Annotated in this window: 14 protein-coding genes; 6 read left to right on the forward strand and 8 right to left on the reverse strand. The window is 65.7% G+C overall.

The features are described from left to right. The 6 genes from BST14_RS23860 to BST14_RS23885 all read left to right on the forward strand — a co-directional run. Positions 1–1,362: ATP-binding protein (locus BST14_RS23860; RefSeq protein ID WP_211280798.1), on the forward strand; the 1,362-nt coding region annotated here is incomplete at its 5' end. Then, positions 1,359–3,422, forward strand: coding sequence for a hypothetical protein (locus BST14_RS23865; protein ID WP_083066802.1), 2,064 nt, complete (start codon positions 1,359–1,361; stop codon positions 3,420–3,422). The genes BST14_RS23860 and BST14_RS23865, both read left to right, overlap by 4 nt. Positions 3,423–3,426: 4 nt before the next feature. Beyond that, complete coding sequence (locus tag BST14_RS23870) at positions 3,427–3,933, forward strand: hypothetical protein (RefSeq protein ID WP_083066803.1); 507 nt, start codon at positions 3,427–3,429, stop codon at positions 3,931–3,933. Positions 3,934–4,195: 262 nt separating this feature from the next. After that, complete coding sequence (locus tag BST14_RS23875) at positions 4,196–5,935, forward strand: type I restriction-modification system subunit M (protein WP_083066804.1); 1,740 nt, start codon at positions 4,196–4,198, stop codon at positions 5,933–5,935. 281 nt (positions 5,936–6,216) lie between these two features. Then, on the forward strand, positions 6,217–7,176 hold the full coding sequence (locus tag BST14_RS23880; RefSeq protein WP_245845659.1) for a restriction endonuclease subunit S: 960 nt from the start codon (positions 6,217–6,219) through the stop codon (positions 7,174–7,176). A 1-nt stretch (position 7,177) separates the two neighbouring features. Next, entirely contained in the window at positions 7,178–10,285 is a 3,108-nt protein-coding gene (locus BST14_RS23885) for a type I restriction endonuclease subunit R (RefSeq protein ID WP_083066806.1), read from the forward strand. 118 nt (positions 10,286–10,403) lie between these two features. Here BST14_RS23885 and eccA read toward each other — a convergent pair whose 3' ends face one another. The 8 genes from eccA to BST14_RS23925 all read right to left on the reverse strand — a co-directional run bounded on the left by eccA (position 10,404) and on the right by BST14_RS23925 (position 20,365). Beyond that, on the reverse strand, positions 10,404–12,236 hold the full coding sequence (eccA, locus tag BST14_RS23890) for a type VII secretion AAA-ATPase EccA (RefSeq protein ID WP_083066807.1): 1,833 nt from the start codon (positions 12,234–12,236) through the stop codon (positions 10,404–10,406). A gap of 26 nt (positions 12,237–12,262) precedes the next feature. After that, on the reverse strand, positions 12,263–13,855 hold the full coding sequence (gene eccE, locus BST14_RS23895; RefSeq protein ID WP_083066808.1) for a type VII secretion protein EccE: 1,593 nt from the start codon (positions 13,853–13,855) through the stop codon (positions 12,263–12,265). Further along, complete coding sequence (gene mycP, locus BST14_RS23900; RefSeq protein WP_245845664.1) at positions 13,852–15,585, reverse strand: type VII secretion-associated serine protease mycosin; 1,734 nt, start codon at positions 15,583–15,585, stop codon at positions 13,852–13,854. Before mycP ends, eccE begins: the two co-directional genes overlap by 4 nt. 14 nt (positions 15,586–15,599) lie before the next feature. Continuing rightward, positions 15,600–17,117: a type VII secretion integral membrane protein EccD gene (eccD, locus tag BST14_RS23905; RefSeq protein WP_083066809.1), complete on the reverse strand. Its 1,518-nt coding sequence runs from the start codon at positions 17,115–17,117 to the stop codon at positions 15,600–15,602. Then, the gene (locus BST14_RS23910) at positions 17,114–18,616 is read right to left on the reverse strand and encodes a MinD/ParA family ATP-binding protein (RefSeq protein ID WP_083066810.1); all 1,503 of its coding nucleotides are present in this window, start codon (positions 18,614–18,616) and stop codon (positions 17,114–17,116) included. Before BST14_RS23910 ends, eccD begins: the two co-directional genes overlap by 4 nt. Positions 18,617–18,736: 120 nt before the next feature. Continuing rightward, positions 18,737–19,657 carry an ESX secretion-associated protein EspG gene (locus BST14_RS23915; protein WP_083066811.1) on the reverse strand — a complete coding sequence of 307 codons (921 nt, stop codon included), beginning with the start codon at positions 19,655–19,657 and terminating at the stop codon, positions 18,737–18,739. 81 nt (positions 19,658–19,738) lie between these two features. Beyond that, positions 19,739–20,023: a WXG100 family type VII secretion target gene (locus tag BST14_RS23920; RefSeq protein WP_083066812.1), complete on the reverse strand. Its 285-nt coding sequence runs from the start codon at positions 20,021–20,023 to the stop codon at positions 19,739–19,741. Positions 20,024–20,068: 45 nt separating this feature from the next. Then, positions 20,069–20,365 (reverse strand): WXG100 family type VII secretion target, encoded by a 297-nt coding sequence (locus tag BST14_RS23925; protein ID WP_083066813.1) that lies wholly within the window; start codon positions 20,363–20,365, stop codon positions 20,069–20,071. Positions 20,366–20,636: the final 271 nt, after the last annotated feature.

The raw sequence follows: 20,636 nt of genomic DNA on the forward strand, positions 1-20,636 counted from the left end.
GCACCCACCCACAAAACCACCGTCGACCAGTTCGCCCAACCCACCACCACCAAAAAATGGTCACGGTTCGTGCCGTTCACCTCCTCCATGGTCGGCAACAGCACCGGAATCTTGTTGGGATTCAACCGAAACAACGCACTCAACAGCGCAGTGCTGCTCGACCTGCCCGCCGCCGCCCGCCGCAACCACAGCCCCTGCCTGGTGTGCAGCGGCGCCCTCGGATACGGCAAATCCTATGCCGCCAAACGCATCACCCGCGCCGAAATCCAGCGCGGCACACAAGCATTCATCGTCGACCCCGGCATCGAATGGCAAAAAGCCCTCTGCGACGTCGACAACAAAGCCATCATCGACATGGCGGGCAACCACTTCAGCTGCGACCCGCTGCGCACCTTCCCGCCCCACCACGCCGGCAGCTACTGGCTGGACTACATGATTCCCATGATGAGCCTAGACCCGCGCAGCGTGGCGGTGAGCCGCCTGCGCACCATCTTGCAAGCCGATGCCCGCCAACGGCTCGGCATCACCAGCACCGCCGCTCTCATCACCTACATCAGCCACATCCAAGCCCCCGCGACCGGCCCCGACACCCGCTCACCGCAAGTCGCAAAACTCGCCGACGACCTCGCCCCCATCGGCGCCGCCCTGCAATCGTGGGCCACCTACGACTTCACCCAAGCCATCTTCGACGCCACCCTGCCCGTGCCCGACCTGGCCAGCCTCGACGTCACAATCTGGCTCACCGGCAGCCTCGATCTGCCCACCGCCGATGAAATGAACACCCCCCACCTCTACGAACGACTCTCCGACCGCAAACGCGCCTCAGTGGCCATCTACAGCATGCTCGTGCGACTGGCCAGAGTGACGTTCTTCGCCGACAGCGCCCGCTTCGGGCTCATCGTCCTCGAAGAAGCCGGCGCCCTGCTCAACTCCCGCGCCGGCGCCGACGACGCACACCTGATCAGCCGCCGCGCTCGCAAGCACTACACGGGGTTGCTGATCATCACGCAAAACCCGGTCAAAGACCTAGCCCTCATGGGCGATGAATTCATTACCCAGCAGTTGATCATGCCGTTTGAAAACGAAGACCTCGCACGCCAAGTCGCCGCTAGAGTCGGCATCCGCCTCGAGGACTACCCCGACATCGAAGAGTTCTTCCTCGCTCAGCCCTCACCCGAGGAAATGCGCGACCCCACCGCATTCGACGACCTCGACACCGCCGCCGGCGCCCACCGAGGCGCCCGGCAAGGCTACGGATTCTTCGTCGACGAGTTCCGCCGCAAATCACCCATCTGGGTGGCCACCGAACCCGATACCGCCGTGCACCACGCCTACGACACCACCCCCGGGCGGGCGGCATGACCACCGCCCCAATGACATTCGGCCAACGCGCCGCCGAATACCTCGGCTACCAGATGGCCACCCGGCCCCGCCTACGGCGCCTGACCACATTCTGGATGATCACCCATACCCTGGGCGCCGCCGCGATCGGCGCCGCCCCACCCGCCGCCGCCTCCACCCTGGCAGGCGCGCTCAACTGGACCGGCGTCACCGACAGCCACGGCGTCCCGGTGGGCAACTACTACCTGTCAGTGGTCAACACCAGCGAAGCCATCACCAAAGCAGGCCCGGGCCTAAGCTTCGACCCCTCAAGCTGGGCCCGGTGGCTGGCCAACGCGCTGACCGTCGGACTGACCCACGAAAGCATCGTCGAACTGCTGCAAGCCCAAGCCGGCATCTACATCTTCATGATCGCCATGTCGCTCTGGCTGCTGCGGTTCGCCATGTCCAACACCTGGCTATTGTGGCTGGCCACCTGGTTCCGCCCCGTGTTCGAGACAGTTCGGGTGATCCTCGCCGACCTGTGGGTCTTTCCCATCTGCCTCATGCTGGGTCTGGCAGTAGGCGCATTCCATATCCTGTGGCATGGCCGCAAAGGCTTCGGATCGGGAATCATGGTGTCCACCACGGCCATCGGTGTGCTGGGCATCGTGCTCACCCGCGACCCGCTGTCCGACCTCTACAGCGAAAACGGGCTGCTGACCCAAGGACGCAACCTAGGTTTCAGCGTCTCCCAAGCGGCGTTCAACAACGGCTCCATCACCACCGGCGGCGGCCAAGCCCAGCTTCAACACCTCACCGGCCTTATCGCCGACACCACCTTGCGAATGCCGTTGCAGCTGATGAACTTCGGCACCACCGTCGATGACATCGGAAACTGCGGAAACGCCTACACCGCGGCCATGCTCACCCCCCACGACGGCAGCGACCTCGCCGGACCGGCCCACGCCATGGCCTCCTGCGGAGCACCACAAGCCCTGTCCTTTGCCCAGCACCTCAGCGGCGCCAACCTCGCACTCGGCAGCTGCTACGGCCTACTCGGGGCGATCTTCGCCTTCTTCGTCTGCTACGTCACCTATAGCTACGTCATGGTGTGCTGCGCGGCCTTCATCAACGCCCTGCTGTCCATCGTTGCCGCCGCGCCCGCCATGATCCACGGACACCCGCGCCGGCGTGCCGGCCGGCGCATCAAAATGTTCTTCAAACACGCCGCCCTGGTCTTCGCCTACACCACCTACATCTCCATCGCGGCGATGATCGTGCTGAAAATGGGTGCCCGCAGCGGCTACGCCGATCAAGTCGGCATGACCCACCCGCTGGCCCGGCTGTTCATGATTGCCATCATTTCCGTCGTCGCCATCGGCGTGTTCTGCTGGCTCAAACGCGAACTCGGCGACCACACTCGCCAAGACTTCACCCACTCGATCAGCGGCCTCGGCCGCCGAGGCCGCGAAGGCTACCAACGCGGACAAGACGCCTACGACCGCGCCCGAGACCTCAACTCGCGCGCACGGTGGGCCAACCAATCCGATACCCCCGACGAATCCGACCAGCCCCTCACCGGGCCGCCCGTCAACGGCCGCCCACTCGGCGGGCGACCACCCTCACCGGGAAGCCCGCGCCGTCCCACGCCGGGCCCCACACCTAGTCCGCCCGCCGCCGCCTCCGGTGCGGGCGCGGCCTCACCAAGCGCACCGGTTGCCGGTGCGGGCGCCGCTGACGGGGCAATGGTGGCCGGAGAAGCCGCGACCGCCGTCGTCGCACCCGAAGCCGTGGCCGGCGCCGCTGTCGCTAGCCAGGTCACTCAGCGCCTGCAGCGCGACCACAGCCGTGGCGCCCGCGCGGACAGCGGCCAGGCCGCCCCGCCCAGCTCCTCACCCCAAGGCGGGGCCGCGGTAGCGAATGACGCCCAACCGGCCGCAGCACCAGCGACGGGCCGAGCCGGCACCACACGCCGCACCCCTACCCAGCGCGCCACCTCCGGACCCGCATCGGATCGTCAACCTCCCGACGCGCGCCCTCAACCCGACCGAAGCGGCCCACCACCCACCGACACCGAAACTCCCGTGAAAGGCCGCTAACACAATGACTGCCGACCCCCAGCATGCCGCACAGAGCAGCCCCGACCTGACCTGCGCGTGGCTGTACGCCGCGAACTGCAGCCTCTACGAGGACGACGACGGGCCCGCGCAGCTGAATATCGCCTCATACCTTGAGCCGCACTTCGTATCTCGGGTCGAGGCGTTCCGCGATCTGTACTCACGGCTGCTCCTCGAGGCGCTCGATGCCGACGCCGCACGGATCGCCGCGCTCGCCCGCGACATCGACACAGCACCCAGAAACAACCCCATAGCAGCCGTTGTCTGGGACATCGCGGCCGAGCTGTGCCAACGCGCTGCTGAAATCATCGACACCACGGGTGCAGCCACCGACGCTTCTGCCCGACGCAGACTGCTCGCCGGAACCAAACATCTCAAACGCACGGTAGCGCTGGGCCAGTGGATACCCGCCTACCAGCAACGGCTGGACACTGAGCTACTCCAAGCGCTGACAGACCCCGAACCCGGCCCCCACGACCCATCGGGCCAATAGCGCCTGTTCCGAGCGCTTTGCCTATGAATCTGCCTAACCGGGAACAGTCCAATCGCGCGGTGTTTCCGATCAGGGCTTCACCCCGCCGATGGTGTTCGCATCGCCGCTGCGGCAGTCCTCCATCACCCTAACCATTCGGCCTAACCATTCGGCGAATTGTGCTCGACCTCGTCGGCTGGGCCCGCTTCTCTTACGAATCCTGAGATTGCTTTGCGAATCGTGAAACGATGCTCCTGTTGCACCATCAGAGGGGAGACTGGCGTTGAGCAAGCTGGCCAACTTCGTCTGGGGGATCGCCGATCAGCTCCGGGGCGTGTACAAGCAGCACCAGTACGGCGGGGTGATCCTGCCATTCACGATCCTGCGACGGCTGGACTGCATCCTCGAACCCACCCGCGAAGAGGTTTGGACGCTAGCCACGAAGTACACCGGTGGCGCACTCGACGTCCAGGTGAAGCGCAAGACGGGGCTCGGGTTCTACAACACCAGCCCCTTCAACTTCGCACGCCTGCTGGAGGATCCCGAGGGCCTGCGGGCGAACCTGATGGACTACATCACCGGATTCTCGGCAAACATCGACGTGTTCGAGCGGTTCAGGTTCGAAAACGAGCTAGCGACCCTGGACGAAAAGAACCGGCTGTACCTGGTGACGTCAAAGTTCGCCGAGGTCGACCTACATCCCGACACAGTTCCCAACGCCGAGATGGGCGACCTCTTCGAGCACCTGATCTACAAGTTCGCCGAGGCATCCAATGAGGAAGCAGGCGAGCACTACACCCCACGTGATGCGATCCGGCTCATGGTCGATCTACTTTTCGCCGAGGACAACCAGGCCCTGCTCGAACCCGGTACCGTCCGCGCGATCTACGACCCGACCGCCGGTACGGGAGGCATGCTGTCGGTCGCTGAGGAACGGCTGCTGGAACGCAATCCCGATGCCCGGCTCAGGCTGTACGGGCAGGAAAACAACGATCAGACCTACGCAATCTGCAAATCAGACATGCTCGCCAAGGGACAAGACGCCGGTAATATCCGACTTGGCGACACCCTGGCCGACGACCAGTTCTGGGACCGCACTTTCGACTTCTGCATGTCCAACCCGCCCTACGGCATCGAGTGGACAGCCTCACAAGAGGCCGTCAAGAAGGAAGCACTCGTGCAGGGTTCACGGTTCTCACACGGCCTCCCTTCAGTCGGTGACGGCCAGATGCTGTTCCTGTGTCACCTCGCCCACAAAATGCGCCCTGCGCACGAAGGCGGCGGCCGTGCCGGCATCGTCTTGAACGGGTCGCCCCTGTTCAATGGCGCCGCCGAGTCTGGTCCGTCCACCATCCGGCAATGGCTGTTCGAATCGGATCTAGTGGAGGCGATCGTCGCGCTGCCGATAAATATGTTCTTCAACACTGGTATTGCCACCTACATCTGGATCCTCGACAACACGAAACGCCCTGAACGTCAAGGCAAGATCCAGCTCATCGACGCCACCTCGTTCTGGACCAAGATGCGAAAGAACCTCGGCGCAAAGAGCCGCGAGGTCGATGCCGCAGGACGCGACCGCATACTCGCTCTCTACGACGCCTTCGACGAGGCTGACCCCGACCACTCGAAGATCCTCACCGCCAACGACTTCGCCTACTGGACCATCACCGTCGAACGACCTCTGCTCGATAAGAGCGGGAAACCGGTGACGGACCGCAAGGGCAACCCAAAGCCGGATGCAAAGAAACGCGACAGTGAGAATGTCCCGTTCACCTACGGCGGCAACGGTGAGGGTGACGCGGGCCGGGCAGCGACGATCAAGGCTTACTTCGAGACGGAGGTGCACCCGCACGTCCCGGATGCCTGGGTCGACGCCGCGAAAACCAAGGTCGGTTACGAGATCCCGTTCACCCGCCAGTTTTACAAGTACGTCCCGCCCCGGCCGCTCGCCGAGATCGACGCGGACCTGGAGAAGCAGGTCGCCAAGATCATGGATCTGCTGCGGGAGGTTGAAAGAAATTGAGCCTCGCATTAATTGGCGTGCACTCAGCGGTCACTCCGTTGCTTGCTGATCTCCCGGACCGATGGGAGATTCGACGCTTCAAAGCGGTCCTAGACCGGCTCAGCGAGCGAAATGATGACCTGAGCTATGAGATGCTTTCGCTGCGGTCGACAGGCGATGTAGTGCCGCGATCCCTCGACCCCCGACAAGAGCCCGACACCAAAAACCTCCCTCGGTACTTCGTCGCCCACGTCGCTGATCTCATCGTCAATCCGATGTGGCTATTCGGAGGCGGAGTTGGCGTGTCAACGCTGGAAGGCGCCGTGAGCCCCGACTATCGGGTGTTTCGATCACGCAGCGTCATGGAGCCCCGATTCTTGCACTACCTCCTGCGTTCTCAGCCGTATCTTGACCAGTACGTTCTGTACACCCGCGCACAGACAACGTTTGACCGCAGGGTCCAACAAGGGGATCTCGATAATTTGCCGCTCGCGATCCCTCCGATTGATGAGCAGCAAGCAATCGTCCTCTACCTCGACCGCGAGGCGGCCCGCATCGACAGGCTCATTGAGGAGCAGCATCGACTCATTGAAATGCTGGAGGAGCGACGCGGCTCGCTAATCGCTCGGACGCTACTCCGCGGCCTTGACGCCGGGGCAACTCTTCGCGATTCAGGGGACGTTCGACTGGGTGACGTTCCCGCCCATTGGCAACTTGTGCGGACCAGACACCTGTGCACCATCACCACCGGATCCGAGGACTCGGGAAACGCAACCGACGGGGGCGCGTACCCCTTCTACGTCCGAGGCAAACAGATCCTCCGCATCGGTCACTATTCCTTCGACGGCGAGGCAGTCATGACGCCGGGGGACGGACAGGGCGGTACCGGCAAGGTCTTCCACTACTTCAACGGGAAGTTCGAGGCGCACCAGCGGGTCTACGTGTTCAAGGACTTTATCGGGATCTCCGGACGGTACTTCTATTACTTCATCTCGACCTTTCTCCGCCCTGTCGCCTTGGCGAGCAGTAACACGGTCACGATGGAATCGCTGCGCAGGCCAGTGCTGGCCGACTTCGCTGTGGTACTGCCGCCGGTCGATGAGCAGGCGTCAATCCTCGCCTACCTCGACGAGCACACGTCCAAGATCGACAGCCTGATCGCAGAGACGGAGCGGCTCATCGAACTCGCTCGCGAGCGCAGGTCCGCGCTGATCACCGCTGCCGTCACGGGCCAGATGGACGTGCGCGAAGAGGTGGCCTGACGTGGCGCAGCACAACGAGATTGAGTTCGAGAAGGAATTCGCCGAATACCTGCCCGCCCACGGCTGGCTCTACTCCCCCAACGACGATGGCTACGACCGCGAACGCGCCCTGTTCCCCGAAGACGTCCTCGGCTGGCTGGCCGACACCCAGCCTGAGCAACTGGAGAAGGTCGTTAAGGCACGCTCCGGCGACGTCGCCAAACAGCAGGCCCAGCTGCTGGACCGGCTCGTGAAAGTCCTCGACACCCCGATGGACAACGGCGGCGGCACCCTCAACCTGCTCCGCAAGGGATTCTCACACCTGGCCGCCAAGATCCAGATGTGCGTCTTCAAACCCGAATCAACGCTGAACGAGAAACGCAACGCCGACTACGCAGCTGTGCGGGTAAGAGTCATGCGCCAAGTACACTTCTCCACCGCCGACCAACGATCGGTGGACCTGGTGTTCTTCGTCAACGGACTGCCGGTGGCCACCGCCGAGCTCAAGACCTACTTCACCCAAACCATCGCCGACGCGATCAACCAGTACAAGAACTCCCGGCTGCCGAAAGATCCCGGCACCGGGGCGGTCCAGCCGCTGTTCGTCTCCGGTGCCCGCGCGCTGGTGCACTTCGCGGTGTCCAATGACGAGGTCTGGATGACCACCAAACTCGCCGGCGGCACAACGCATTTCTTGCCGTTCAACCGTGGCACCGAGGACGGCGGCGCCGGTAACCCGCTCAACCCGACCGGCTCGAAATCCGCCTACCTGTGGCAGCGGGTTCTGGAGCGCGACGCCTGGCTGAACATCCTCGGCCGGCTCATGTACATCAAGCACGAGTCGATCACCGATCCGATCAGTGGCAAGACCTCCAAGTCGTCGTCGTTGCGGTTCCCCCGCTTCCACCAGTGGGAGGCGGTCACCGAACTGACCGCCGCGGTCACCGCCGAAGGTGTTGGCAAGCGCTACCTGATCCAGCATTCGGCAGGCTCGGGCAAGACCGACTCGATCGCCTGGACCGCGCACCGGATGGCGCGCATGCACGTCGACAACCAAAAGGTCTTCGACTCGGTGATCGTCGTGACCGACCGCAACGTCCTGGACGCCCAGCTACAGGACGCCGTCAAGCAGATCGACAACGACCAGGGCATCGTCGTGGCGATCGACCGCGACGAAGCCGCGAAAGCCGGCGGCGAGTCGCGGTCGAAGTCCGGGCTGCTGGCCAACGCTTTGATCGACGGCAAGCTGATCATCGTCGTCACCATCCAGACGTTCCCGTTCGCGATGAACGAGATCCGAAAGAACAAGGGACTCAAAGGCAAGACGTTCGCCGTCATCGCCGACGAAGCCCACTCGTCGCAGTCGGGGCAGATCGCCGGCAAGCTGAAGTCCGTGCTGACCGCCGAGGAACTGAAGGACATCGCTGACGGCGGCGAGATCGACGTCGAGGCGGTACTGGCCGCCGAAGCCACAGAGCGTGCCGAGTCGGCCAACATCTCCTACTTCGCGTTCACCGCCACCCCCAAAGCCAAGACGCTGGAACTATTCGGCCGCAAGCCCACCCCCGACGAGTCGCCGGTGCCGTTCCACGTGTACACGATGAAGCAGGCCATCGAGGAGGGTTACATCCTCGACGTGCTGACCGGTTACCACTCGTTCAAGCTCGCGTTCCAAATTGGGCAGAACGCTTCCCACGAAAACGAAGTGGATCAGGCGCAGGCCACCAAAGAGGTCATGCACTGGGTCAAGCTCAACCCGCAGACGATCACCCAGAAAGCCGCGATCATCGTCGAGCACTTCCACGAGAACGTCGCCGGCCTGCTCGACGGGCACGCCAAGGCGATGGTCGTCACCGACTCCCGAAAGGCCGCGGTGCGCTACAAGCTCGCGATCGACGCGTTCATCGCCAAAAAGGGCTACGGCTACGGCACTTTGGTCGCGTTCTCCGGCACGGTACAAGACCCCGAGTCGGGCCCCGGCGACTTCACCGAGTCCAGCATGAATCCCGGCGTGCACGATCTGCGCACCTCGTTCCGGGGTGACCACTACAAGGTGATGATCGTCGCCAACAAGTTCCAGACGGGGTTCGACCAGCCCCTGCTGTGCGCGATGTATGCGGACCGGATCCTGTCCGGCGTCACCGCGGTGCAGACCCTGTCGCGGCTCAACCGCACCTATCGCACCCCGTCGGGCATCCAGAAGACCGCGGCGATGACGCAGGTCGTCGACTTCGTCAACGAACCGGAGGAGATCCGCAAGGCGTTCGAACCTTACTTCACCGACGCATTTCTGGAAACCGAAACCGACCCGAACCTGGTGCACGATCTGGCGGCCAAACTCGATACCACCGGCATCTACACCCAAGCCGAGATCGACCAGTGTGCGGAAGCTTTCGTGACCGGCAAAGGCAACAATGCTCTCGCGGCAGCGATCGACCCCGGCAAAAAGCGTTTCGCCGAGCGCTACCAGGCCGCCCTGATCGACAACGGCGGCGAGGGCGACAGGGCAGCACTGGCCGAGCTGGACATGTTCCGCAAGGACGTCGGATCGTTCGTGCGCCTCTACGATTTCATGTCGCAGATCATCGACTACGGCGACCCGAGCCTGGAGAAGAAGCAAATCTATCTACGAAACCTCGAGCGGGTGATCCAGCCTGACAACTACACCGCGCCCATCGATCTGTCCGACGTCGTGCTGAAGCAGGTCAAGCAGATCGACAGGGGCAAGATCGACATCAGTCTCGGTGTGCGGGTGGGACTTTCCGGCATCACCGCCGCCGGGTCAGGTGAGAAGCGCGACCCGAAGATGGTTGCCTTCCAGCAGGTGCTCGACCGGCTCAACGACCTGTTCGGATCCGCGGATTTCACTGAATCGCAGAAGGTTTCGTTTCTAGAATCGTTGCTGCGGACACTGCTCGCCAACGAGTCCCTCGTGCAGCAGGCGAAGGTCAACTCCGCCAAGCAGTTCGTCGAGTCCCCTGACTTCGACGACGCCGTTACCGGCGCGGTCGCCGACAACCACGGCGCGCACGAGAAGATGAGCGATTACTTCTTCACCAACGCGCCAGGCCGGTCACGACTGATCTCCGACATCGCCAAATGGTTCTACCAAGTCGTCTCCTCGCAGTGAAATGCTCGGCATCAGACGGCGTCCGTCGTTACGCTGCACTGCGTGTGCAGTCGTGAGCATCTGGTGGGGCCAACGTAAGTCAGGTGCTGATAAGACGGGCGAAATACCACTTTTCGCCTCATTCGGAGCGCTTCTCGGACACCGCTGCGCGTAAACCCTCGGCCAGGTCCTCGCGGGTCAGCTCGCGCAGCCGTTGCAGCTGCTCGGCGCTGACCTCGACGTCGTCGCTAGCCAGCAGGTCATCAAGCTCGGTGGTGTCGAGGCGGTCATTGCGGTGATCGCGGGCCTTTTCGACCACATTGCGCACAAACCCGGCGTTGCCCAACACGTCTATGCCGCGGATCAAATCGCCTTCGGCGGTGATGCTTTCGTCGGCATAGAACCTCTCGAAATCCGGGCGCAGCACCTCAACGGCCTCATCGGTGGTCACATCTTCATCTTCGCCCACCATCAGCTTGGTCAGCTCGATCAGCTCGGGCGGGGTGTAGCTGTGAAACTCGATCACGGTCGAAAACCGCCGCCGCAGACCCTGATTCACCTCTAGCACCCGCTCGGTGGCTTTGGCGTAGCCGGCGCCGAACACCACCAGCTCGTCGCGGTGATTCTCCATATACAGCAGCAGCGTGTTGATGATCGCGTTGCCGTACGGGTCGCCGGTGGAATAGCCGCGCTCGTGCAGCGTGTGCATCTCGTCGAAAAACACCGCCCCACCCAGAGCCCCTTCGAGCATCTCTTCGGTGTTCTTCTCCGCATCAGCCATGTAGCGGCCCAACAACTTGGCGCGGCTGGTCTCCACCACCAGCGGTTTGCGCAGCACCTTAAGCCCGCACAGCTGCTTGGTGAAAGCCCTTGCCACCGACGTCTTCCCGGTCCCGGGCGGACCCAGCAACAACGTGTGCCGAGAGGTCACCGGCACCCGCAGTCCCACCTTGGCGCGCGCCAGATTGACCTTCGTGGTCGAGCGGATGCGTTTGATTTCCCGCTTGGCCGCCTCCATGCCCAGCATGGCGTCCAGCTCGGCTTGCCCCTCGGCCAAATACTCCGAGGCCTTCTCTGCGTCGCGGGCCGTCTCGGTCTCTAGTCGGCTCGGGGCGCTTGCCGGGTCCCACGGGTCGGAGCGCGCCTCGATGGTTTCTGGGTCGGTCAGCACCAGGCGCCGGGTCGCGTCGTCCATCGCCTCGCGGGCCGGGGTGAATTTCGGGTCGCGCGAATACACCCGGCGCAGCAGCTGGGCGGCCTCATCTTCGCGGCCCAGGTGGCGAAGACACATCGCCTGGGTGTAGAGGATCACGGTGGCGGCCTGGGGCACGCGGTCATCGCCGGCGGCTCTCTCCCCGCGGCGAAACGCATCCTCGAACACCCCCAGCGACGCCAACGCTGTGGTGGCCATCGCGGTAGCCGCGCACTCGTATTCGGCCCGATACCAACGCTTGTCGACCCGGAACAGGCGCAGCACATCGGTCCAGCGTTGGGTGCGGAAATGCAGCAGCCCGGACACGTAGCAGGCCATGTCGGCGTCAAAGGGATCAGAGGGCGTGCCCGCCGAGCTGAGCAGCTCATCAGCTTGGCTGTAGTTGGCTTCGCGGATCAACACTGTCGCGTACGCGCAGCGCAGCGCATCCACCGAGCTGATCGGCAGCTGCAAAAACAGTCCGTCGAACACCAAGGGGCGAAAGTCGGCGCCCAGCACCTGCAGTCGGCGGATCTCCCATCCGAAGGTTTCTGCGGCAGCCCACGCCCCGGCCAGGACCTCCACCGTGTCCTCACCGGCCAGCACCCGGCCCATCCAGCCGTCACACACGCTCGGTTCGGCGCGGGTGACCGTGCGGAACATCTCGGCGGCCACCTGCCGGTTGTTGCTGGGCACCAGACCGCCCACACCGATGCCCGATGCCAGCAGCCCGCGGCGAAAAGCGCTGCGGGCCGGGCTTTCTGCGTCAATGCCTGTCATGGTTAGCTTCGAATCTTAGCCGCCCGTTAGGCTGCCCGGCGTGGGCCCGCGTCGGTCAGGCGGCGCTCATAATCGAGGTTGACGCGTAGCCGATATTGAAACGCCCATGTGCGGATCACCGCCGCTCCGGCGCTCTCCTGCTCGATATGAATATCGGCGCCGCTGGCCGAGCGTCTGCCGACCGTGCGCACCGTGACCGCCGCCCCCGCCGGCGCCTGGCCGCCCACCCCGTCGTAGACGATCACGTACGGGTACAGCGAGGCCGGTAACTGCTCGGCCAGCCCTGCCGCGCCGACCACCTGTAGCCCGGCCCCGGTAACTTGCTGCCAGCGTTGTGGGCGCTGGGTGCACACCAGGACCTGGTAGCCGGTTGCGGCCGCGCGCAACACCACCTGCACCAGCAGTGCGAACTCCCCGGAGATCGTCACGGTGGCCAGCTCGGTCGGGTCACGCAGATCAACCAGCAGCGGGTGGCCGCTGGCGGTGGTGCCGACGATGATGCCCGTCGCCCCGATCGGCACCGCCACCTTTTCGGCGGGCGTCACCTCGCGCGCCGGCACCGCCAGCCCGCCGCTTGCGCTCAACAGCCCGGCGCGCAGCGCGGCGTCGTGACGACCCGCGAACGGGTTCAGCCCGGTCAGCGGCGGCTCGGCCAGCGGCCCGCCGGTGTGATAGCGCACCATCACCCCCGCTGTGACGGCCCCAGTGTCGCTGCGGCGCAGCTGCACCGACACCACGGTGGCATGGGTGTCCGGCGCCCACAGCCGGTCAATTGTGGTGCTGGAAATGTCGCCCGGCGACATCCAATAGGTCTGCACATAACCGCCCGCGTGGCGCAGCCGGCCCCACCCTGGCCTCAAGCCCTTCGGGTCGATACCGGCCAGCACCGCCTCATCGGCGGCGCGGATCTGGGCCGCGGTCAACACCCGCGCCGGGATACGCAAACTGGTCAGCTCCGCGGCCAGCCATTCGGCCGCCGCGCTCATCGTGGCCGCCACCGACTCGCGCCACACAATCGCGCGGGCACTGGCCAGCGCGTCCAGCCGCACCACCAGCCAGGTGCGGCGCTGCCCGACCGCGGGGTGATCCCCCACCTCGGCCGAATACACCGGCGCATACGGGTGATGTGTTTTGGGGGCCCGCCGCGCGCCCACCGAGACGATGTCGATGCCCTGCAGGCTCACGTCGAACTGGCCCAACCCGGCGGCCACCGCCTCTAGGGGCAGCTTCGCCAAGGATTCCACCCGCGGGTAATCCAATACCGAGGGGCTATGCGGCGGCCCGTCGACAGCGACCACCGCCACCAAATGCGGTCCCACAGCACGGATTCCGACCGGGCCAGACCCGAAGCTGCGCTCGTAATCGGCCAGCTCGCCGCCCGGCTCCCCCAGCCCTGACCGTCGAGCGCCTAGTGATCGCCACGCCAGCGTCAGCAGCGGCGCACCGCGCCAACGCAGCACCGCCAGCAACGACACCGCCACCCCCACTCCGGCACCGGTCCACCAGCCCGGCCGGCCCGCGACAGCCGCGCCTGCCGCCACCAACGCGACGTCGACGACGAACAACGCCACCAGCCGCGGCCAGCCGGCCGCCACGCTCAACGGGAACGTCGACTTCATGAGCGGGCCCCCCGCCGGCGCATCAATGCTGCCGAGCCCAGTACCACCGAACCCAACAGCGCCAGCCCGCCCACACCGGCGCCGGCCACCCACACCGGGGTCATGTCGCGGCCTACCTTCGGCGGTGCCAGTACCAGCGGGGCCGCCAAGCGTTGCGGCCCAACAGGTTCCCCGGGCGGCAGGTCATAGGTCAGGGCGGCCACCGGGTCGACGATGCCGTGCCCGACCTGGTTATCCACCCCGCGTGCCGGTGCCCGTGCGGTGGCCAGCAGCCGGTTGATCACCTGATGAGCGGTCAACTGCGGGTACTTCGCGCGCACCAGCGCGGCCACACCCGAGACGATCGCGGCCGAAAAGGAGGTGCCCGCGGGGGCCACCAGCGTGTTCTTGGTGCCCTCGACGGCGTTCATCAGCCCGTCATCGCGCGGCGAGAGGCTTTCGATGTCGGTGCCAGGGGCGGCGATCGACACCCAGGGTCCGGCCATGCTGCTGTCCAGCGGAGCACCGGTGGAATCCACCGCGCCCACCGTGAGCACGTAATCAGAAAACCACGCCGGCGTGGCCACCGTGGTCACCCCGGCCCAATCGCGAGGATCGTTGGGGGTCAACGGGTTATAGATCGGGTTCTGCTTGCAGTCGTTGCCGCCCTCGTCGCCGGCGTTGCCGGCCGCCGCCACGATCACCACGTTGCGGTCCACGGCCGCGTAGTGAATCGCGGCCCCCAAATCGCGCTGATCAATCATGTCGGTCGCGGTCATACACGACACCTCCGAGATGTTGATGACCGTGGCGCCCATGTTGGCCGCGTGCACGATCGCGCGTGCCATCGTGCGGATATCGCCGGCTTTGCGCCGCGTGGCCGGGTCCTGGTTTCCGGCGAAGGCGTCCTTGGGGCTAAACGCTTTGGAGCTTTGCCGGATCGCGATGACCTGCACATCGGGGGCCACACCGGAAAACCCGTCCGCCGCCGGCACCGCCCCCACCGCCGCCGGCGGTGGTGGGGGCGACGGGCCCCCCGGCGGCGGCGGGGCCGGCGGCTCAGTCGGACCCGGCGGCACCGGATCATCAGGACCCGGCGCCGGGCCCTGAGGGGCCGGCTTGGCCTGCCCGGCGGGCACCACGACTTGTTGGTGTGGGCGGGGCTGCCAGCTCGCACCGTCCGGCGGCGGCGGAGGCGGTGGAGGCGGCACCTGCACGGTCACCGTTTGTGGTGGCGGCGGAGGAGGTGGGGCCTCTGTGGTCGGCACCGTGTCAGGATGGCGGCCCTGGCGCGGCGGCGGCAGCGGCGTCTTGCCGTCGGCTGGCTGGGCGGCGATCAGGGAGGCCACGATCGTGCCGTGCGCGTCACAATCGGCCAGGCCATCCCCACCGGCTACCACATAGTCACCGCCGCCGATGAGATCGGGCAGCCGCGGATGCGGGCTGACCCCAGTGTCGATCACGGCCACCCGCTGCCCGGCGCCGCGGCCAAAACGCCACGCCTCAGCCAAATCCAGCATGTCCAAGTAGTGCGGCTGCACCCGGTAGTCCGTGCCCGGCAAGGTACCCACCTTGGTGCAAAAAGCGCCCTGGCGCATCGGCTGATCCGGGCCCGGCGGCCCATCGGGCGGGGTGGCGCCCACATCAATCTGCGGGGGCTCCACCGCTCCGACCGGGGGGGCACCCCACAACCCTGTGAACCCGACAACCACGACAGTCGATACCGCCGCACACAGCTTTGCACGACTCACCAAAACCACTCCTGCTACCGGTACCGGATCGCGGCCAACACACCCATCAGCCAAAACGACAACGGGAAAATGCCGGTCAAGCACACATATTCGACCCACTCGACCACTTTGCGGAACGTCGGTGTGTAGAAGCGGTTGGGCACCACCACAGCGGCCACCAGCCCGGCCACCGGCACCCCGGTCATCACCGATGCCCCCACCAGCAGTGCGGGCATCGTCCACAGCCCCAGCACGAAACGCCCCGCCACCCCGATCACCAGCGTCACGGCAGCCAACGCCAGAATCGTCGCCTGCCAGCGATCAGTGAACGAGCGGCCCCGCAGCAACACCGCGACCGCCACCAGGCCCGCCAATATCAGCGGCAGCCAGCGCCGCGGAGCGTGGGGATCGCACAACCCCACACCGCACACCACCGCCAAAGATGTTGTCGCGACCAACAACCCCGTCAGGTAGGAGTGCGCCCGGTCGGTGGCCACCGTCACCTCGCGCACCGACTCCGGCCCGGCGAACGTGGCGACAAGGCCGCTGGCCACCGCATGATCAGCCGGCAAATCCGGGCGTGCCTCAAAGATCCAGCGCCCCGACGCCGAGGGGAACACCGGCAGGCGAATCCCGGCCGCCCAGCGCGCCATGGTGGGCGACACATGCATCCCGATCAGCGCCACCAGCAGCAGCACCGTCAACAGGATCGGCGCTGAGGTCACCAGCACCATGCGCACCACACCCACCGCCACCCCGGCGGCCGCGGTGACGATCACCGCCGTGCCCAACGCGATATGGCGGCCGGTGAACCGCACCACCAGCACCGCGGCGAACAGCACCGTCGCCAATCCCAGCGCGGCGTGCGGGGCGCCCACCGGCCCGGGCACCGCACCCGCAGCACCCACCGCCGCCGGTACGCTTCCGGTCAACAGCAGCGTGTCACCGACGCCGCGCGCCAACACGCTGGCTTGGCGCGCCAAGATGATCACCGCCGCCACCAGCAGCATCCCCGCCAGCCCACCGCAATAGGCGGCCGGCGCCCAGCCCAGGTGCCCATAACGCCACCGCCCCAACAGCGCCGTGCCGGCCAGCACCCCGGCGACCACCATGCCCGCGCCGACGCGGGCCGCCCACACCGGGGTGATCGCCGGCCACCGCTTAGTGAGCTCGGCTGCCACCGCTGAGGTGACATGCTCGACGACGTTAATACGGGCCTCGGTGTCCGCGGCGAACCGCAGCCACAGCCGGGTGCCGTCGCTGACCCCTTGGGCGGCCAAGGAAAGCCCCGGCTTCAGCGGACTGCCATCCACCCAACACAGCGTCCAGCGGCCCCGCGGGCCAGCCGCCAACGCCGGCTGCCCCAGCTCACCAAGGCGGGTATTGACTAAGTCCACCAACGCCGCCAGCTGCACCGACACCGGGGCGGCGGCGTCGAGCACCACCCCGATCTTGGTGACCCCGGCGATGACCGCGACCAAGACCCGGTCGGGCAGGGCCGGTCCGGCCGAGGCGGTCACGGGGTTGGTTGTTGTCGACCGTTCGATGGTCACGCGCTCAGCGCCCCCGCGGTGGGGAACCCTTCGGCCAACTCGGCGGCCAGCTCCAAAAACGCCAGCCGGGTGCGTTTGTGCAGGGCCGGAAAGTCCAGCGTGTCCGCATCCCGCAGGTGCGGGTCCCACGGGATCGTCTTGACCGAGCGCACCCGAGGCCCCACCGTCTCGCTGATATGGGAGATGAACGTCTTATTCGCGCAGTCATGGGTGTCGTTGAGCACGATCACTGACCGCTTGAGCAGCTCGTGGCCGTTGCGGGCGGCCAGCCAGTCGACAGTGGTCTCGATCGCCAGGCCGCCCTCGGCAGTGCAGGAGCCGATGATCATCAGCGCATCCGAGACCGACAGCACCGCTTTGAAGAACTCGGTTTCGACGTCGGCGCCGCAATCCACCAGCGCCAGTTGGTAAAAGCGGCGTGTCAAGGTGACGGTGTCGAAAAACGTTGTCGCGTCGAGGTCCATCGGATTGGCGACATTTTGGTTGCCCGCCAACACCTCGAGGCCCTGCTTGTTTTGTCCGGTGAAATGACGTGCCTTAGGATAGTCGACCACGACGTCTTTGGCAGCAAGAAAATCACGAATTGAGCTCAGCGCCTTGGGATCAACGAAACGGCCCAGACCGCCGTAGGTGGTGTCGGCGTCGATCGCGATGACCTGTTGTTTGCGCTCATCGGCGAACACGGTGCCCACGCCGGCGCTCACCCGAGTCTTGCCGACTCCGCCTTTGACCGATATCGACGCGATTTGATAATTGCCGGGAATGTTGGAGGTGACCCGCGCCTTCCAGTCGCGCAGCTTGCGCTCGTGAGGGCCCGCGCCCAAATTGACCAGCCCGCCCGTGCACGCGTAAACCGCTTTGCGCCAACCGATTTCGGCTGGTTCGCGGCGGCGTTTCACGACTTGTTCGACCTGGACATGCCTGATGGGTGCCGAGCCGGCAGTGCGAAGGTCCGCCCGCGGTGCCCACCGTTGCGACGGGTCGATACGCGGCGGTGACCACCGCTGCGGCGGCGGCGGTGACTGGTTGCGCTGGTCGAAGTGCGGGCGCGGCGGGATCGGTGCGGGCGCCGCAGCATCCGGGCCGCTGGCCGCTGACACTTCCGCGTCCGGCGTCCGAGGCGCCGGCGGCCACGGCACCGCGTTGGGGTGCCCGGCGGGCGGCGGCGGGCCGAACGAAGGCCCGGCGGGCCCAGGAGGCGGCGGCGGTGGTTCGGGTGCAGCGTGAGCGCCTTCACTGCCATCCGGCGCCGCTGAGGCGCTGCCGGGTTCCGGCGGCCAGCCGGCCTCTGCTCTGTCGCCTTCCGCGGGTGGCGGTGTGAACTCGTATCGGCTCACCGGCGGCATCTGCGGTGGCTGCGGCCCGCCCGGCTCGGGCAACCGCAGATCCGTCATCGACACCTCCTCGGTGAGGTGGTCTGTGGGCCCCGGATGCTCGCGGCGTGCCTCGGTGTGTTCCGGCGGCAGATAGCGCGACATGAAGTCGGAATTGTCAGTCATTATTAGTCCCCATATGGCTGGCGTTTACTACGTTCGATCCTAGGGGCAGAATTCTTCCTATACCACGCCCGCTCGGTATTTATCGAGAACAGTTTGCTGGGCAGGTGGCCCAGCTTTTAGTCAGGCCATTCGTTCGTGGCTGGCCCAGGCTCGCACCCCGACACTGTCGAAGACCGTCGTCAGGGCGTGATGTAGCTGGGCAGGTGTGGCCGGGGCGATCGTCAGCCACTCCTGTTGGCTACCCGGTGGCGGGTTGAGCCGATACAACGCCACCCGCCCCGAGGCGCTATCCCGCAGGTTCAGCACCGTTTGGCTCCACACCGTGTCGATATCCACGTGGGCCCGCGCATAGACCAAGGCCTCGGCCTGCGGATCATCTAACGCCGCGCCCAGCTCAGCCAGCGCCCCGCCGCGTAGCCCCAGCGCGCGCAGCGCAGCCAGCTTGGCTGCGGCCGAATCGGCCTTGGCATGCATCGCGATCGCGGTGCGCATGTCATCCAGCGGTACGTTGAGCGCGCTGATACGTGCCGGCTCCACCCGGTGTACCGAGTCCAGCGCCTGACCGACCAGGCGTTGCACCCACTCCTGATCGGTTCCAAGGCAATCGTCGATGGTGATGTAGGACCCGGCGCGCACCGCCGAGGCCCAGCGGCCGTCGCGGCGGGCCAGCACAACGCGCAGCTGCTCATCGGGTATCGCACGCCAGGTGCTGGGCTCGTCCATCACCACCGGTGTCACCACGTTCATCGGCCCGCGAGACACCAACAGGATGACTTCGACGTCAGGGGTGGCCAATACCGTCATGCGCGCGGCGATATCGGAACGCACCACCGCGCCCTCATCGGCAATGCCCTGGTCGACCAGCACAGCCAAACCCGGGTGCGCGGTGAGCCATTCGGTGCTCTGCGGTTGCCCGTAGGGCCGCCCGCGCAGCTCGGGGGCAAGCTGGGAAATGCCCAGCATGGCTTGCAGCAGCCACAGCCCCTCGAGGTTGACGGTGATGTCGGCGGTCGGGGTGGTGGGAATTTCAGCGGTCATCATCGAAAGGCTCCCTGGTCGCTAACGCAGACGTGGCGGCACCGCATCCGGTGCCGCCACGTCGTCGCCCTCGAACAGTGCAGGCTAGGCCCACGAGGATCCGACGGCGCTGTCGGTGCTGTTCATGTTGGCACCGGCGGTCTGCACCTTCTGCCCGTGGGCGTTGGCTTGCTCGTAGATCACCTGGAAGTTGCGGCCCAACTGGGTGATGAACTCCTGGCAGGCCGTCGAGCCGGCGCCGCCCCAGAAGTCCCCAGCCGCGAGCACGTCGCGCACGATCGCTTGGTGCTCGGCTTCCAGGGAAGCGGCCTGGGCGCGGATGAGGGCGCCGTGGGCATCGACATCACCGAACTGGTAGTTGATCGACATTGTTCTCCAGTCTCCTTGGCGTAAAAGGGTGGTTGCGGGCAGCGGCTAGCTGCTCAGGATCTGCTGAGAGGCCTGCTCTTGGGTCTCGTAGTTGTTGGCGTCGCGGATCAGGCCGTCGCGCACCCCGTGCAGCATGTTCACGATGTTGCGGAACGCCTGATTCATCTGGCCCATGGTGTCGTAGGACGTCGCCTGAGCCTGCCCGCTCCAGCCGGCGCCGGCGATGTTCTGCGAGGACGCCCACATCTTGCGGGCCTCGTCCTCAACGGTTTGGGCGTGTCCCTCGAAACGGCCGGCCATGTCCCGCATCGCGTGCGGGTCGGTCATAAAGCGGGTGGCCATAATAAAGCTCTCCTTAAAGCGCGGGTGAATTTATTTCAGCGTTTGCTGTGTGGCCAGTCTATTGGCCTGATCTAACGCCGGGCAACGGTCGACCCAACCTATTTTGCGCAATTTTTTCTCGCCTCATGTGACTAATGTGGGGCTAGCGTGGGCGTAGCACTTTGACCGGTTTTCCATACCGCGGTGTGCCGTCACTGTCGGTGCCGCGGCCGTGCATCCCGGCGGCCATCGGCGTACCCCCATACATCCCCGAGCCCCCGGTGGTGGTGGC

Origin of the sequence: Mycobacterium arosiense ATCC BAA-1401 = DSM 45069 (assembly GCF_002086125.1) — a bacterium.
Classification (GTDB): Bacteria; Actinomycetota; Actinomycetes; order Mycobacteriales; family Mycobacteriaceae; genus Mycobacterium; species Mycobacterium arosiense.

Excerpts from the sequence above, each read along its gene's own strand:
- BST14_RS23925 (WP_083066813.1), bottom strand. The coding sequence starts at position 20,365 with ATGGCCACCCGCTTTATGACCGACCCGCACGCGATGCGGGACATGGCC.
- eccA (WP_083066807.1), bottom strand. The coding sequence starts at position 12,236 with ATGACAGGCATTGACGCAGAAAGCCCGGCCCGCAGCGCTTTTCGCCGC.
- BST14_RS23910 (WP_083066810.1), bottom strand. The coding sequence starts at position 18,616 with ATGACTGACAATTCCGACTTCATGTCGCGCTATCTGCCGCCGGAACAC.
- eccE (WP_083066808.1), bottom strand. The coding sequence starts at position 13,855 with ATGAAGTCGACGTTCCCGTTGAGCGTGGCGGCCGGCTGGCCGCGGCTG.
- BST14_RS23865 (WP_083066802.1), top strand. The coding sequence starts at position 1,359 with ATGACCACCGCCCCAATGACATTCGGCCAACGCGCCGCCGAATACCTC.
- BST14_RS23915 (WP_083066811.1), bottom strand. The coding sequence starts at position 19,657 with ATGATGACCGCTGAAATTCCCACCACCCCGACCGCCGACATCACCGTC.
- BST14_RS23920 (WP_083066812.1), bottom strand. The coding sequence starts at position 20,023 with ATGTCGATCAACTACCAGTTCGGTGATGTCGATGCCCACGGCGCCCTC.
- BST14_RS23870 (WP_083066803.1), top strand. The coding sequence starts at position 3,427 with ATGACTGCCGACCCCCAGCATGCCGCACAGAGCAGCCCCGACCTGACC.